General features: G+C 32.3%; 16 protein-coding genes. 13 read left to right on the forward strand and 3 right to left on the reverse strand.

Translation table 11 applies throughout. From position 1 onward, the window contains the following. The first annotated feature begins 7 nt into the window (after positions 1–7). Both deoB and KA926_RS11960 read left to right on the forward strand, forming a co-directional pair. Positions 8–1195: a phosphopentomutase gene (gene deoB, locus KA926_RS11955; RefSeq protein WP_107505284.1), complete on the forward strand. Its 1188-nt coding sequence runs from the start codon at positions 8–10 to the stop codon at positions 1193–1195. A 35-nt stretch (positions 1196–1230) separates the two neighbouring features. Continuing rightward, positions 1231–1545, forward strand: a complete 315-nt coding sequence (locus KA926_RS11960) for a DoxX family protein (RefSeq protein WP_154409672.1) — start codon at positions 1231–1233, stop codon at positions 1543–1545. A 418-nt stretch (positions 1546–1963) separates the two neighbouring features. Here the strand turns inward: KA926_RS11960 and KA926_RS11965 are convergent, their stop codons facing one another. Further along, complete coding sequence (locus tag KA926_RS11965) at positions 1964–2434, reverse strand: S-ribosylhomocysteine lyase (RefSeq protein ID WP_107384765.1); 471 nt, start codon at positions 2432–2434, stop codon at positions 1964–1966. Positions 2435–2688: 254 nt separating this feature from the next. Between KA926_RS11965 and KA926_RS11970 the strand changes: the two genes are divergently transcribed. From KA926_RS11970 to KA926_RS11980, 3 genes are all read left to right on the forward strand, one after another. Further along, a complete protein-coding gene (locus tag KA926_RS11970; protein WP_210144519.1) occupies positions 2689–3873 on the forward strand; it encodes a M20 family metallopeptidase in 1185 nt (394 codons plus the stop codon). Next, positions 3870–5063: an L-aspartate--L-methionine ligase LdmS gene (ldmS, locus tag KA926_RS11975; protein WP_107384763.1), complete on the forward strand. Its 1194-nt coding sequence runs from the start codon at positions 3870–3872 to the stop codon at positions 5061–5063. The genes KA926_RS11970 and ldmS overlap by 4 nt, the downstream gene beginning before the upstream one ends. Before the next feature lie 167 nt (positions 5064–5230). Further along, on the forward strand, positions 5231–5896 hold the full coding sequence (locus KA926_RS11980) for a DUF2750 domain-containing protein (protein WP_107505396.1): 666 nt from the start codon (positions 5231–5233) through the stop codon (positions 5894–5896). Between the two features lie 136 nt (positions 5897–6032). Here the strand turns inward: KA926_RS11980 and coaW are convergent, their stop codons facing one another. Then, the gene (coaW, locus tag KA926_RS11985; RefSeq protein ID WP_019468276.1) at positions 6033–6833 is read right to left on the reverse strand and encodes a type II pantothenate kinase; all 801 of its coding nucleotides are present in this window, start codon (positions 6831–6833) and stop codon (positions 6033–6035) included. 92 nt (positions 6834–6925) lie between these two features. Between coaW and KA926_RS11990 the strand changes: the two genes are divergently transcribed. From KA926_RS11990 to KA926_RS12005, 4 genes are all read left to right on the forward strand, one after another. Next, a complete protein-coding gene (locus KA926_RS11990) occupies positions 6926–7291 on the forward strand; it encodes a VOC family protein (RefSeq protein WP_181187764.1) in 366 nt (121 codons plus the stop codon). Between the two features lie 86 nt (positions 7292–7377). Next, a complete protein-coding gene (locus KA926_RS11995; protein ID WP_107384760.1) occupies positions 7378–8238 on the forward strand; it encodes a GNAT family N-acetyltransferase in 861 nt (286 codons plus the stop codon). 115 nt (positions 8239–8353) lie between these two features. Next, positions 8354–8896 carry a DNA-directed RNA polymerase subunit delta gene (rpoE, locus tag KA926_RS12000; protein ID WP_107384759.1) on the forward strand — a complete coding sequence of 181 codons (543 nt, stop codon included), beginning with the start codon at positions 8354–8356 and terminating at the stop codon, positions 8894–8896. A 325-nt stretch (positions 8897–9221) separates the two neighbouring features. Next, the gene (locus tag KA926_RS12005) at positions 9222–10832 is read left to right on the forward strand and encodes a CTP synthase (RefSeq protein WP_107384758.1); all 1611 of its coding nucleotides are present in this window, start codon (positions 9222–9224) and stop codon (positions 10830–10832) included. 82 nt (positions 10833–10914) lie between these two features. On the opposite strand, the gene KA926_RS12010 is transcribed toward KA926_RS12005, so the two are convergent. Next, positions 10915–11436 (reverse strand): DUF2529 family protein, encoded by a 522-nt coding sequence (locus KA926_RS12010; RefSeq protein ID WP_107384757.1) that lies wholly within the window; start codon positions 11434–11436, stop codon positions 10915–10917. A 220-nt stretch (positions 11437–11656) separates the two neighbouring features. On the opposite strand from KA926_RS12010, the gene fdaB reads away from it, so the two are divergent. The 4 genes from fdaB (at position 11657) to KA926_RS12030 (ending at position 16381) form a co-directional block, all read left to right on the forward strand. After that, entirely contained in the window at positions 11657–12517 is an 861-nt protein-coding gene (fdaB, locus tag KA926_RS12015) for a class IIb fructose-bisphosphate aldolase FdaB (protein WP_107505277.1), read from the forward strand. 362 nt (positions 12518–12879) lie between these two features. Further along, the gene (locus KA926_RS12020) at positions 12880–14139 is read left to right on the forward strand and encodes a UDP-N-acetylglucosamine 1-carboxyvinyltransferase (protein ID WP_107385295.1); all 1260 of its coding nucleotides are present in this window, start codon (positions 12880–12882) and stop codon (positions 14137–14139) included. 87 nt (positions 14140–14226) lie between these two features. Then, positions 14227–14547, forward strand: a complete 321-nt coding sequence (locus KA926_RS12025; protein WP_210144523.1) for a winged helix-turn-helix transcriptional regulator — start codon at positions 14227–14229, stop codon at positions 14545–14547. A 403-nt stretch (positions 14548–14950) separates the two neighbouring features. Next, positions 14951–16381 carry an aldehyde dehydrogenase family protein gene (locus KA926_RS12030; RefSeq protein ID WP_119535537.1) on the forward strand — a complete coding sequence of 477 codons (1431 nt, stop codon included), beginning with the start codon at positions 14951–14953 and terminating at the stop codon, positions 16379–16381. Positions 16382–16579: the final 198 nt, after the last annotated feature.

Raw genomic sequence — 16579 nt, forward strand, 5'->3', positions numbered from 1 at the left:
TGGAATGATGACGATACCATTTAAGAGGGTGCATTTAATTGTCATGGATTCAGTGGGTATAGGCGAAGGACCTGACGCAAAAGCCTTTAATGATGAAGGCAGTCACACTTTGAAGCATACGCTAGAAGATTTTGATAAATCATTACCTAATTTACAAAGCTTAGGTCTAGGTAATATTGCCGCTTTACCTAATATTGAAAAAGTGTCTAAACCTGACGCGTTTTATACTAAGATGAGTGAAGCTTCTGTAGGCAAGGATACAATGACCGGTCATTGGGAAATTATGGGATTAAATATTATGCAACCTTTTAAAGTTTATCCTGATGGCTTTCCACAAGAACTGATTAGTGAAATTGAAACAATGACAGGTCGTAAAGTAGTTGCAAATAGACCTGCTTCCGGCACACAAATTATTGATGAGTGGGGCGAACATCAGATGAAAACTGGGGACCTGATCGTCTATACATCAGCAGATCCAGTGCTTCAAATTGCGGCACATGAAGATATTATTCCACTTGAAGAATTGTATGATATTTGTGAAAAAGTAAGAGAATTAACAAAAGATCCAAAATATTTAATTGGTCGAATTATTGCGCGACCATATGTCGGTGAACCAGGTGCTTTTACAAGAACTTCTAATCGACATGATTATGCGTTAAAACCATTTGGACGAACAGTGATGAATGAGTTGAAAGATAATCAATTTGATGTGATTGCTTTAGGAAAAATCAATGATATTTATGATGGTGAAGGTGTCACTGAAGCAATTCGAACTAAAAATAATATGGATGGTATGGATAAACTAATAGAAACTGTACAACGTGACTTTAAAGGTTTAAGTTTCTTGAATTTAGTGGATTTTGATGCACTGTATGGACATCGACGTGATAAAGACGGTTATGCTGAGGCGTTAAAAGATTTTGACGAGCGTTTACCAGAACTTATCAAACATCTAAAGGATGATGACTTAGTCATTATTACTGCAGATCACGGCAATGATCCTACAGCACCAGGAACTGATCATACAAGAGAATACATCCCAGTCCTTATGTTTAGTCCTAAAATAAATGATTATCATGAGTTATCTATGGATGATACCTTTAGTTCTATAGGTGCTACTATAGCGGATAATTTTGGCGTTAAATTGCCAGAATTTGGTCGAAGCTATTTGAAAGAAATGGGTGTCGATAAGTGAAACGACTATTAAGCCTAATATTAGGTTGCGGCTTCATGACCATCGGTGTCTTACATTTTAAACATGAGTCGCGCTTTAGAAAAATTGTGCCTGATTATTTACCATTTAGAAAATCGGCTGTTATCATTTCTGGATTTGTTGAAATGATTTTTGGAATACTTTTAATAGTGAATAGACCAAGCCTATGCCTAAAGAAAATGATTAATATATTTTTATTAGCTGTATTACCAGCAAATATTTATATGGCTAGAAAAAAATTGCCACTAGGTGACAAACAACTACCAGAAAGTTTGTTATACAGTAGAATCCCACTACAATTTGTCCTGATAAAAGTTGTGAACAAATTATAAATTAAACAATCAATCGTTGTGTGACTGGTTTATAAATTATAAAGCGATAAGTGTTTGAAATGTTACAGTAAAAGCGTAAACGACAATTTCTATTGAGCTAAATTAGAAATTGTCGTTTACGCTGTTTTATATATCATGGTTACGATAAAAACTTGAAAGTGCTAGAATTATACGAAAATATCATTTTTTATAAATTACAATAATTATATCGATGTTGGAACATATGAATCATCGGTGGAATAATATAAGTGGGAGATCGCATCTTCATTCCTTACCACAATAGATTTCTGACGAGCATATATGTTTAAAGTTGAAAACATTAAAAAGGCTGAGACAAATTAATTGTCTCAGCCTTTTATCTTAACCTTTTTTAATAAATTCGATTTTTGATATCTTACTTTATAATGGTAATTAGATATTATTTATCCTCACCATAAATATCATGCCATTGATCTCTTTTATCTAAAAATGTCTGTGCAATTTCTTTTGCACCTTCTAATGAATGGCTAGCAGCCCAACCACATTGTACCTCATTACACGCAGGAACTTCTGTAGCAGATAATACATCTTGAAGTGTTTTTTCAATGATATTTAACACATCGTCATAATCACTGTGATTTATAAAAGATACATAAAATCCAGTTTGACAACCCATTGGACTGATATCAACCACTTTATCTGAATGATTTCTAATATTTTCAGCCATTAAGTGTTCTAATGAATGTAAACCAGGCATTTCCATATGTTCTTTATTGGGCTGTTTGAAACGAATGTCATATTTATGGATAACATCCCCATTAGCACCTTCCATTTTACCTGCAAGTCGAACAAATGGTGCTACTACTTTGGTATGATCTAAATTAAAACTTTCAACGTTCATTTTTGGCATACGATGTCCTCCTAAAATAATAATTATCATAATTGTAACAAGACGTAGTGGTATTTACAATTTCTATAAATTTTAGAAAACAGAAGAAATTATCATTTTTTAAAATTTCAGAAAAATAATGACAGAATTAATCAAAACGGATAGAATAAGTAATAATCAAAATGTATTTTGCACGTTTAGTATTGAACATGCATTTTTATAAGTTTAATAATAATACCTGTAAAATGTTGTAGTACAAGGGAGTTGTATTGAAAATGACACATGAACAAAACATATTAGATTATATAGAAAATGAAAAATTATCATACATAGAGATGAGCCACCTCATCCATCAAAGACCTGAATTAGGCAATGAAGAAATATTTGCTTCAAGAACGTTAATTGAAGATTTGGAAAAGCATGATTTTGAAGTTGAAACCAACATTGCTGGTTATGCTACGGGTTTCATTGCGCGTTATGATTCAGACATCGATGGTCCAACCATTGGATTTTTAACAGAATATGATGCTTTACCAGGTCTAGGACATGCCTGTGGTCATAATATTATAGGTACGGCAAGTACATTTGCTGGTATAGCTTTGAAGCAAGTGATTGAACAAACAGGCGGAAAAGTAGTAATACTTGGTTGTCCAGCCGAAGAGGGCGGTGTCAATGGTAGCGCAAAAGCTGCTTACGTTAAAGAAGGTATTGTAGATGAAATGGATGTTGCTTTAATGGTTCATCCAGGTAATGAAACTTATAAAACTATTAATACATTAGCGGTAGATGTTTTAGATATTAAATTTTATGGTAAAAGTACGCATGCTTCTGAAAATGCTGAAGAAGCAAGAAATGCTTTAGATGCAATGATTGCGTATTTTAATGGTGTAGCTCAGTTAAGACAACATATCAAAAAAAGTCAAAAGGTTCATGGTGTTATATTAGATGGCGGAAAAGCTGCTAATATTATTCCAGACTATACTCATGCGCGTTTTTATACACGTGCAACATCACGTAAAGAATTAGATATATTAACTGATAGAGTAGGGCAAATTGCAAAAGGTGCTGCAATTCAAACAGGTTGCGACTTTGAATTTGGCCCTATACAAAATGGTGTCAATGAATTTATTAAGACGCCTAAATTAGATGATTTATTTGCAAAATACGCGGCGAAAATGGGAGAAGCGGTCATAGATGATGATTTTGGTTTTGGTTCGACAGATACGGGTAATGTAAGTCACGTTGTGCCAACGATTCATCCCCATATTAAAATAGGTTCTAGGAATTTAGTGGGGCACACGCATCGTTTTCGTGAAGCAGCAGGGAGTGCTCATGGAGATCAAGCTTTAATAAGAGGTGCTAAAGTCCTTGCATTAATGGGATTGGAATTAATAGAAAATCAAGCAGAATTAAATGAAATAATTGAACAGCACCACTATATAAAGGGGAACAAAAAATGAAAAAACTAAGTACTCAACGCCCTAAATTAACACTTAGTGATTTATACAATGATGATGTCGTATATAGTTCTAGACCATCTTATATATCAAATCCATGGTTAGAACCGGAAGAACATCAATCTAATTTCTTGACTGGTAGAGAATTGATTATTGCTGATCAAATGCCTGTTATTGTTCATAAAGCAAGCGCTACAAAGAAATTAGAAATATTATTGGAAATGATTGGCAAGCCAATGCCCACAAATATTTATACTTTTGACAACCAAGCTTCTTACGAACAAATAATAAGGAAACTCGCTAAACAAGATAATAAACGTATTTATTTTCAATATATTCATAGTGAGTCTATTTTAGAAAAAGAATATTACGCTATGGATAAAGATATCTTTGTTGCTTTAAATAATAAAGCACGTATTCCAGAATGGACTAATCAAAAATATTTACCTGCACGTGAAGTGGTAAAAATAGAAGATTTCGAAGATGCGATTGCAGATTGGGAATTCCCTTTTGTCTTGAAGCCAGGTGATGATTTACCAACTGCAGGTGGTTACGGTGTGATGATTTGTTATGACGAAGCTGATTTAATTAAAGCAAAATCCCGTATTGAACAAGCAAGAGCAGAAACTGACACAATTATTATTGAACAAAAAATTCAAGAAATTGCTAATTATTGTGTGCAATTTGCATGTAAAAAGGACGGGGAAATTCACTATATTGGAACATCAGAGCAAATTACAGACAAATATGGCCATTATAGTGGCAATCAAAATGTACAAGATGTACCTGAATCAGTCATCCAAGCTGGCAAAGAAATTATGGAAATAGGCGTGGCCAAAGGTTATTTTGGAATCGCAGGTTTTGATTTACTATTAGATAAACATGGTGATATATTTGCGATTGATTTGAATTTTAGACAAAATGGATCGACAAGTATGCTTTTATTAGATCCATTAATGCAATCTGGATATCAAAAGTTTTATAGTTATATTGCACCTAACGATAATGAGCATTTCTTTCAGACAATTATAAAATATGTAAACATGGGTTGCTTATTTCCACTATCATATTATGATGGCGATTGGTATAAAAATGAAAACGTGCCTTCGAGATTTGCATGTATTTGGCATGGACAATCACAAGAACATATAGAAAAGTTAGAACAGCAATTTTTAGAAGAATTAAAAATATAATCAGAAATATAGTGAAAATTTCATTTAATTAAGATTTGATAACTTAAGTTTATTGTATAGATATATTAAAATTTTAATATTTATTGTATGACGTTAATTGACTATAGTAATATACTCATTTATATTTTAAATATAGTTAAATATTTTAATGAATTGAAGGTGTAATTATGTCTTATAAAGCAAGTTCATTTTTTCAAGATATTCTAGTAAATGAATATTTTTATATAGCAACAAAGTCAAAACAATTAATTAGACATGAAATTTTAGGAAAGGACGTCATTTGTGTTTGGACACAAAAAGAAACAGCTGAAACTTTCTTAAATAAACATGACACCGATTATGATAAGCTTAAAAAAATCGATATTGATCGTTTTGTAACTTATGAAATGGATGATATGTTTGAACAAGGTGAAGAAGTGTTGATGAATGCGTCATCTCAGACAGATGGTGATTTAGTTAATATTATTGATTTTACAAATGAATTAATGTCAGATTTAGATGAAATTCGTCTCAAAGAATTTATAATAGATGTGGCGAAAGAAGACGCTGTGTTCGGTTTAACAAATAAAAATGAAAAACAATTTATCATGATTAGTGATGAAGAACATCAAAAACCACATATTATGCCGGTGTGGAGTATTAGAAATAGAGCAGAAAAAGTAAGAAATGAAGACTTTGAAGAATGCGATATCATTGAAATAGAAGGTGAAGTCTTCGCAGAATGGTTAGATATTTTAAGAGATGATGATAAAGCAGTAGCAATCGATTTGAAATCAGGTGTTGTAGGCACTGTAGTCTCAGCTCAAAAAGTATTAGATCAATTACCGTTTTAATGTAAATGAATATATGAACTAATGGAAGTAGTTATTTTGAAGAAATAGTCACTATCAAATGAAATAACTGTTTTCATTTTTTACCATGACATAAGTATAGAAACTTCAATTCTTTATACTTATGTCATGGTAATTTTTATTGTAGATGTATTGCACCTAATGCGCCGGAAAAGGCACCGTGTTCTATATAAAATGGTTTGAAACCACGCAATATCGTATAATCTTTAACAACTTCTTTCAGTAAATGATTATTATGGAAAGAAGAACCAATATAAGCTACGTTTTCAGTACCATATTCTCTCGCTACTGTGATAGCCATCGTAGTAATGACTTCCCCCACGACACCAATCAATGAAGCTAATTTGTCAGAATCTGAAAAATCTTTGTCTAAATTATGCAGTACATGCCCAAAATTAGCAGCAGTTAAATCACCTGAAATCGGAGGTTCACTATCTTTATAGATATGTTTTACTTTCAAATCAATAAATTCTCGCTCACCTTTTTGGGCAGTATCTGTTAATTGTTTGTAGTCTTTTAATCCAGTTAATAAATAACCAAGGCCTTGTATCATACCACCACCTGCTCCAACACCGCCAACACGTTGTTGCTTTTCGCCATTTGAATAATGCAGTGATGTTCCGGTACCAACATTAGTAAAAATGTAATTATCTAAATGATGACCTTGTTCTTCTAACAAGAGTTCTAAACCTTTTGCAGCAGCATCAAACTCTACAAAGATACGTGATTCACATTTTAACTTATTTTGAATTGTTCCAGCTTGACCACCTGTTAAGCTAATACTTTCACATGATTGTTGTCCTAACCAATCAATGACTTCATTAATTTCAGTAGTTAATTTTGTTGTATATTGTCGATTGCCATTATCCTCCTGAACAATTTTTATAAGTGTTCCGCCGGCATCAATGCCTATTTTCATCTGTGTACCTCCTAAAAAAATTTACATTATAACTTATATTATAATAAAATGAGGGATAATCAACTATAGAAAATTTGAAAGGGATGGTTTTAATGAATTTAAGCCCGTTTATTAAAGTAGATGATGTAGAACAGGCTCTTACATTTTATAAAAATGCGTTTGGTGGTAACGAAAAAATATTAAATGAAACAAACGGGAAAACCTTACATGCGGAGCTTCATGTTAATGAAACAGTTGTATTACATATTTCCAGTACATATGGTCGTGAATGGAGCAATGACAATACGAACATTATTTTAACTTTCGATGATTTGGCTACTCAAAAACAAGTGTATGATAAATTAAGTGAAGCAGGAGACCCTCATATGCCTCTGTCTAAAACATTTTTTAATGCGATGCATGGACAAGTGAAAGATCAGTTTGAAGTCAATTGGCTCATGAATTGTTTCTTAGACTAATAAGATAAAATGTTCAAATTTCGATTATATTAATGTAAAAGTGGTATTAATAACTAATAAAAGCTAATCACAATAGGGGATAAAATATGTTTATTAAAGAATCATTTGAAAATATTACAATTCAAGTTTTTGAAGAAAAATATAAATCAGCTTTATATCATTTTAAATTGAGCGAGCGTCAACAGATATATTCATCTTTGCCCAAAGACGTGCTTGATGATGCGCTAAAGGACGAAGACAGAGTGGCTAACATCGCCTTAAATGATGAAGGTGAAGTAGTCGGTTTCTTTGTATTACATCAATATTATCAACATGAAGGTTACGATACACCTAAACAGGTTATATATGTTCGTTCTTTATCTGTAAATGAAGACTTTCAAGGATTTGGATATGGTACAAAAATGATGATGTATTTGCCACAATATGTCCAAAAGCTATTTCCAAATTTTAATCATTTATACTTAGTCGTAGATGCAGAAAATAAAGGTGCATGGAATGTATATGAACGTGCAGGTTTTATGCATGCTGCTACGAAAGAAGAAGGGCCTATCGGTAAAGAACGTCTCTATTATTTAGATTTAGATTCTAAACATGTGTCTTCTTTAAAATTAACAGCAAATGGAGATACGTCGTCTTATGACGTTTATATCATTGATATGATGAAAGATGATGATAAAGTAGGTTTTATAGCAATTGAGCAACATGGGCAACGTATGAATATCAATTCAATTGAAGTTGATAAATCAGAGAGACATAATGGTATAGCAGAAAGTGCGTTAAGACAATTACCTACATATATTCGAAAGCATTTTGAAGGTATCAAACTTATAACGATTACACTTTATGGAGAAAATAATGAATTAAAACCATTATGTATAAATAGTAATTTTGTTGAAATTGAAACAGCTGAAGATTTTTCTGTATTTGAAAAATATATAAATTATTAATAGTGTTTGCGAAATCAGGGATTGTCATTTATAATTTACTTTTGTTATTATTACTTAAGATGAATAGTACTGATTTGGATAAATGCATAAATGCCTCTGAAAGGAAGAATAAATAATGAGAATTCAAGATTACACTAAAGAAATGGTTGACGAGAAATCATTTATTGATATGGCCTATACATTATTACTTGAAAAAGGCGATACAATGAACTTATATGATATTATTGATGAATTTAAAGCATTAGGTCATTACGAAGACCACGAAATTGAGAATAGAATTGTTCAATTCTATACAGACTTAAATACAGATGGTCGTTTCCTAAATGTTGGAGAAAATATATGGGGTTTACGTGATTGGTATTCAGTAGCTGATATTGAAGAAAAAATAGCACCAACTATCCAAAAATTCGACATTTTAGACGACGACGATGAAGAAGATAAGACATTAAAATTACTTGGTGAAGATGAAGCTGACGACGATGATGACATCCCAGCAGTTACTGATGACCAAGAGACAATCGAAGAACCTGATGAAGAAGAAGTGGACGAAGAAATTCCTGAAAATGAAATCGTTATTGATGAAGATGATGACGAAGATGAAGATTTAGAAGAAGACGAAGAAGAATATGATGAAGAGGACGAAGATAAAGAAAATTAATCAATAATCTATCAATATTCATTTGACTTTTTCTGCGAAAATGATAAAATTTTATTCGGGCTCCTTTAATTAGGACGACGTGTATAAATATTATACGCTCCCCCTTGCAAATGCTGTGAGAGGGAGCGATTTTTTTATTTGAATTACTATACAAATTTTATAAAATTTTAATTTATGACGTTATTTATAGTGAATATAATGATATTTAATAATTATAAAGCTTTGACGTTTAGATAAATTATAACCATTTCAATGATTAATGAAACATGCCATAAATTTTTGTTGGTATTGTGAGAATGACTGTTTTAATAATAGGAGGCAGAAAATGACAAAGTTTATTTTTGTAACTGGTGGAGTTGTATCTTCATTAGGTAAAGGTATCACAGCAGCATCTTTAGGACGTTTATTAAAAGATAGAGGGTTAAAAGTTACAATACAAAAATTTGATCCATATTTAAATGTTGATCCAGGTACAATGAGTCCATACCAACATGGTGAAGTATTTGTTACTGATGATGGTGCGGAAACAGATTTAGACTTAGGACATTATGAAAGATTTATTGATATTAATTTAAATAAATATTCAAATGTTACAGCTGGTAAAGTCTATTCACATGTTTTGAAAAAAGAACGTCGTGGTGATTATCTTGGTGGTACGGTCCAAGTAATCCCTCATATTACAAATGAAATTAAAGAACGTTTACTATTAGCAGGAGAAAGTACAAATGCTGATGTAGTTATTACTGAAATTGGTGGTACTACTGGTGATATTGAATCATTACCATTTATTGAAGCGATTAGACAAATTCGTAGTGATTTAGGTCGTGAAAATGTCATGTACGTACATTGTACACTTTTACCATTTATAAAAGCTGCCGGTGAAATGAAAACAAAACCAACGCAACACAGTGTTAAAGAACTACGTGGTTTAGGTATTCAACCTGACTTAATCGTAGTACGTACAGAATATGAACTAACGCAAGATTTAAAAGATAAAATTGCTTTATTCTGTGATATTAACAAAGAAAGTGTAATTGAATGTCGTGATGCAGATTCACTCTATGAAATCCCTTTACAATTAAGTAAACAGGACATGGATGATATCGTAATTAGACGCTTAGAACTTAACGCTAAATACGATACTCAATTAGATGAATGGCAATATTTATTGGATACAGTCAATAGTTTAGATGGCAAAATAACTATTGGTTTAGTTGGTAAATATGTCAGTCTTCAAGATGCATATTTATCGGTTGTTGAATCATTAAAACATGCAGGTTATCCATTTAAAAAAGATATTGAAGTTAAATGGATAGATTCTAGTGAAGTAACTGATGAAAATGTACATGATATACTTAATGATGTTGATGGCATTTTAGTTCCTGGTGGATTTGGATTCAGAGCAAGTGAAGGAAAAATTTCTGCTATCAAATACGCGAGAGAAAATAATGTACCATATTTCGGTATTTGCTTAGGTATGCAACTTGCTACAGTAGAGTTTGCTAGAAATGTACTTGGCTTTGAAAATGCACACTCTGCAGAACTAGATCCTTCAACACCACATCCGATTATTGACCTATTGCCTGAACAAAAAGATATTGAAGATTTAGGTGGTACGTTAAGATTAGGTCTATATCCATGCCATATAAAAGAAGGAACTTTAGCGCATAAAATTTATGGTGAAGTTGATATAGAAGAAAGACATCGTCACCGTTATGAGTTCAATAATGAATATAGAGATCAATTAGAAGAAAAAGGCATGATATTCTCTGGAACTAGTCCAGATGGTAGATTAATCGAAATGGTAGAAATTCCGGAAAATGATTTCTTTGTCGCATGTCAATTCCATCCAGAATTCCTATCTAGACCTAATAGACCGCAACCTATATTCAAAGCGTTTATAGAAGCATCATTGAAACACCAACAGATTAAGTAAATATAGTTGTAAAAAGGCTGAAACGATAACATACGTTTCAGCCCTTTTTTAAATCAGATTGTCTATTAAATTTGATGAAATGCTAAAGATTTAAATCTCTAACCATTTCAACCATTTGTGTATATATATCATAATAAATATAATTAAATGCAATAGGATGTGGTATAACAATTTTATCGTAATCTTCCGTATAGACAATAGGTCTAGGCGTACTTAAATTAATAAAATGAAATAAATGATCCTGAAAGTTTTCTGTCTTTGGCTTATTACAAATTAAGACAAAATCTACATCGTTTGCAATTAATGCGTTAACGTCTTTTTCTACATCCTCAGTATAATAAGGGGAAAATAGAAACACTCTATCTGTTGTATCAATATCTTCAAATGTATTGAGTGAGCGTAGCGCTATACTAGACTCTAATTTTTCATTACTGTTTAATATATAACTTTCAAAAAAATTCAAATCTCCATAACCTTTAACAAATACATTACCTTCACCGCCAATTGCTTGAATTAAGCATTGAGCTGCCATTTGAATATCTAAAGCTTGTGCTTCTATTCGATTAAAAACACCATTTAATTGTGTGTTCAAAATTTTAGACATATATGTACCTCCGTTCTATTCACTCAACTTATTGTAAATAATGGTAGTAAATATTGCAATTTTATATAAAAACATGAAAATTAAAGACTGATTTAAAAGTAATAAATTGAAAAAATAAATTAAAAACGCTTACAATTGAATAGAAGAATGCAAATTGTTTGGGATTTTGATATAATTAAATTGTAAAAATATGTGCTTAATGCACTAAGGAGGAACTTTCATGCCTTTAGTTTCAATGAAAGAAATGTTAATCGATGCAAAAGAAAATGGTTATGCGGTTGGTCAATACAACTTAAATAACTTAGAATTTACACAAGCGATATTAGAAGCTTCACAAGAAGAAAATGCTCCAGTTATTTTAGGAGTTTCTGAAGGTGCAGCACGTTATATGGGTGGATTCTATACAGTAGTTAAAATGGTAGAAGGATTAATGCACGATAAAGAAATTACGATTCCAGTTGCAATCCACTTAGATCATGGTTCAAGTTTTGATAAATGTAAAGAAGCTATTGATGCTGGATTCACTTCAGTTATGATTGATGCTTCTCATGAATCATTTGAAGATAACATAGCAATTACATCAAAAGTAGTTGAATACGCTCACGAACATGGTGTATCAGTAGAAGCAGAATTAGGTACAGTTGGTGGACAAGAAGACGATGTTGTTGCTGAAGGTGTTATTTATGCAGATCCTAAAGAGTGTCAAGAGCTTGTTGAAAAAACAGGTATAGATACATTAGCACCAGCATTAGGTTCAGTTCATGGACCGTATAAAGGTGAACCAAAATTAGGATTTAAAGAAATGGAAGAGATTGGTGCTTCAACAGGTTTACCATTAGTATTACATGGTGGAACTGGTATCCCAACTAAAGACATTCAAAAAGCGATTCCGTTTGGAACTGCAAAAATCAATGTTAATACAGAAAACCAAATTGCTTCTGCTAAAGCAGTACGTGAAGCTTTAGACAATGATCAAGAAATGTATGATCCTCGTAAATATTTAGGACCAGCACGTGAAGCAATTAAAACAACAGTAATTGGTAAAATTAAAGAGTTTGGTACATCAAATAGAGCTAAATAATCGGCTTATAATAAAAAGGTTAGTATTATATAACAATCTTGATGATTAAACTGAGAAGGCTGCGACAATTTTTAATGTCGCAGTCTTATTTTTTTATGTTATAATCTATGAGCATTAAAATTAAGTAAATTGAAAAAATTAATATAATTTTTAAACAGAAATAAGACAAGTAGGATTTGAATCCTATTAAATCGGGAATGAATATATCATTATAGTATACATAAAAGTGAAGCAATACATAAATTTAAATTAAAAAGGTTTTGTTTCATTGGTGTGTTTTGCAAACTGTATTTTTTTACTTTATAATGCAAATAATGTAATTAAATTGAAATACTGATTGAAAGGCAAAGGAGATCAAGCGAATGGCTCAAGAAGTAATAAAAATTAGAGGCGGTCAAACACTAAAAGGTGAAGTTAATAATCATGGTGCAAAAAATAGTGCTGTAGCAATTATTCCAGCGACAATATTAGCGGAAGATAAAGTTACAATAGAAGGGTTGCCACAAATCTCAGATGTTGAAACGCTTGTGAGTTTATTAGGTGATTTGAACATTAAGGCAAACTTAGAAGGTATGACCCTTGAAGTTGATCCAAATGAAATTGAAAATGCGCCGTTACCTAATAACAAAGTAGAATCATTACGTGCATCATACTATATGATGGGAGCAATGTTAGGTAGATTTAAAAAATGCGTGATTGGTTTACCAGGCGGTTGTCCATTAGGTCCACGACCAATTGATCAACATATCAAAGGTTTTAAAGCATTAGGTGCGCATATTGATGAATCCAGTGAAACATCTATGAAAATTGAAGCTGATCGTTTAATAGGAGCTAACATATTTTTAGATATTGTTAGTGTGGGTGCTACAATTAACATTATGTTGGCAGCAGTTCGAGCTGAAGGGCAAACTGTAATTGAAAACGCAGCGAAAGAACCTGAAGTTGTTGATGTAGCAAACTTTTTAACAAGTTTAGGTGCTAATATTAAAGGTGCTGGTACGAGTACTATTAAAATAAAAGGTGTTGAGCATCTTCATGGATCACATCATCAGGTGATTCCAGATAGAATCGAAGCAGGAACTTATATGTGTATTGCAGCAGCTTGTGGTGAAGATATTGTAATTAATAATATTATTCCTACTCATGTTGAGCCATTAACTGTTAAGTTGAAAGAGCTTGGTGTAGACATTAATGTCAGCGATGATAGTGCAACAATTAAGAGGAGTGCACCATATGCTAGTGTAGATATCAAAACATTAGTATATCCTGGTTTCGCCACAGATTTACAACAACCTATCACGCCGTTATTATTTATGGCTGATGGCGTATCTTTTGTGACTGAAACAATTTATCCTGCTAGATTCAAGCACGTAGAAGAACTTAAAAAAATGGGTGCTCATATTACTTCAGATAATGGTACTGCTACTATCAAACCATCAAAATTAACTGGTGCAGAAGTATACGCGAGTGACTTACGTGCAGGTGCTTGTCTTATTGTAGCTGGTTTATTGGCTGAAGGTGTTACTACAATTTACAATGTAAAGCATATTTATCGTGGTTATACTAACATTGTTAAAACACTAAAATCACTTGGTGCAGACATTTGGACTGAAAAAATATAAAACATGTGGTATAATAATTATACTGAATGAATAAAACATAATTATAGTTTATGCAGTGGGAAATATAATTGATATGAGGTGATGACCATGGAGGTTTGCCCTTATCTAGAAGAGACCTTTAAAATAGTAGGCAGAAGTTGGAACGGTCTTATCATTAATTACTTGTCTAGATGCACAGAAAAATCTGCTCATTTTTCTGATATGAAGCATGATTTGAAAACAATTACGCCTCGTGCGCTTAGCATAAAATTAACAGACCTAAATGAATGGGGGCTTGTAGAGAAAAAGATTATTTCTACTAGTCCTATGAACATTTTATACCAACTTACAGATAAAGGTGATGCCTTGGCAACGGCATTGGTTCCTATGGAAAAATGGGCCCAAGAATATATTGAGTTAGAAAGCTAAAGATTTTAGCTTTTTAATTTGATATTCTACGTAATATTTATTTACAGATAAATGTTATTTCGAGGTTATTTTTAACATACTTAGGTTAGCTATAAAGAAATCTTTGTTTAAAGATTTCTTTATAGCTTTTTTATTTATTGTTGAGCCATCTTTTTGCAATAATTTAAAATGACTTAGGTGATTGACATATCGTATTATGCTTAATAATTATAATTTTTAGGCTATCACTGTTATTTCATGTCGTCGTATAGATAGTTAATGCTCTTACAACAATGTGCAATTATCATGCGTGAAAGCCTGTAATAACAACGTTTGAAAAGATTTGATATGAGCAGATATGTTTTAAAATTAAAAATCTAGGTTAGAATAAAAATATGAATACAAATTAAGGAGTGAATAATAGATGAGAAACTTCACTAAACAATATATCAACGGACAATGGGTAGAAAGTTCAAGCGGAGAAACACTTGATGTTATCAACCCAGCAACAGAAGAAGTAGCAGGTAAAATTGCTAAAGGTAATAAAGAAGATGTTGATAAAGCGGTAGAAGCGGCAGATAATGTATATTTAGAATTTAGACACAGTTCTGTAGAAGAAAGAAAAGAACTCTTAGATAAAATCGTTCAAGAATATAAAAATAGAAAAGATGATATCGTTGACGCAATAACCGACGAATTAGGAGCTCCTTTAAAAGTATCTGAAAATGTCCATTACCAAATGGGATTAGATCATTTTGAAGCAGCACGAGACGCATTAGATAATTTTGAATTTGAAGAAAGACGCGGTGACGATTTAGTCGTCAAAGAAGCGATTGGTGTTGCAGGATTAATTACACCATGGAATTTCCCAACTAACCAAACTTCATTAAAATTAGCTGCAGCCTTTGCAGCAGGAAGTCCGGTTGTGTTAAAACCATCAGAAGAAACACCATTTGCAGCAATTATTTTAGCAGAAATATTTGATAAAGTTGGCGTACCTAAAGGCGTGTTTAACTTAGTAAATGGCGACGGCCAAGGTGTGGGAAATCCGCTTAGCGAACATCCAAAAGTGAGAATGATGTCCTTTACTGGATCTGGTCCAACTGGTGCGAGTATTATGAAAAAAGCAGCTGAAGATTTCAAAAAAGTATCATTAGAATTAGGGGGTAAATCTCCATATATAATTTTAGATGATGCTGATATCGATGGCGCTGCAAGTGCAGCTACTGGCAAAGTCGTTAATAACACAGGCCAAGTTTGTACTGCAGGAACAAGAACATTAGTACCAGCAAGTATAAAAGAAGAATTCTTAACAGCTGTTAAAGAAAAATTTAGCCAAGTTAAAGTTGGTGATCCTCGTGAAGAAGGTACACAAGTAGGACCAATTATTAGCAAAAAACAATTTGATCAGGTTCAATCATATATTGATAAAGGTGTAGAAGAAGGTGCCGAATTATTATATGGTGGTCCTGGAAAACCTGAAAACTTAGAAAAAGGTTATTTTGCAAGACCAACTATTTTTAATAATGTTGAAAATGATATGACAATTGCACAAGAAGAAATTTTCGGTCCTGTAATGTCTGTAATTACGTATAATGATTTAGACGAAGCTATTGAAATTGCAAATGATACGAAATATGGCTTAGCTGGTTATGTATATGGACAAGATAAAGAAAAACTTCACAAAGTAGCACGTTCAATTGAGGCTGGAACAGTTGAAATTAATGAAGCTGGACGTAAACCAGATTTACCATTCGGTGGTTACAAACAATCAGGTTTAGGACGCGAATGGGGAGATTATGGTATAGAAGAATTCTTAGAAGTTAAATCTATTGCAGGATATTATAATTCATAATCTATTATAAAAACTAAGCGAGATGTTGTAACAAAACAAACTGAGACAAAAATCTCACGCTTAAAAGTGACTAATCCATAGGTCTATGGATTAGTCACTTTTTTAATCTTGCGATTTCGATCGTGCATGCTTGCCTGGGGATATGATTCGATCCTGTAGTCTCTCATTCATATCATTTCCCTGGGCGTCAGCACGTTT

The organism is Staphylococcus sp. GDY8P94P, assembly GCF_017892255.1.
Classification (GTDB): Bacteria; Bacillota; Bacilli; order Staphylococcales; family Staphylococcaceae; genus Staphylococcus; species Staphylococcus cohnii.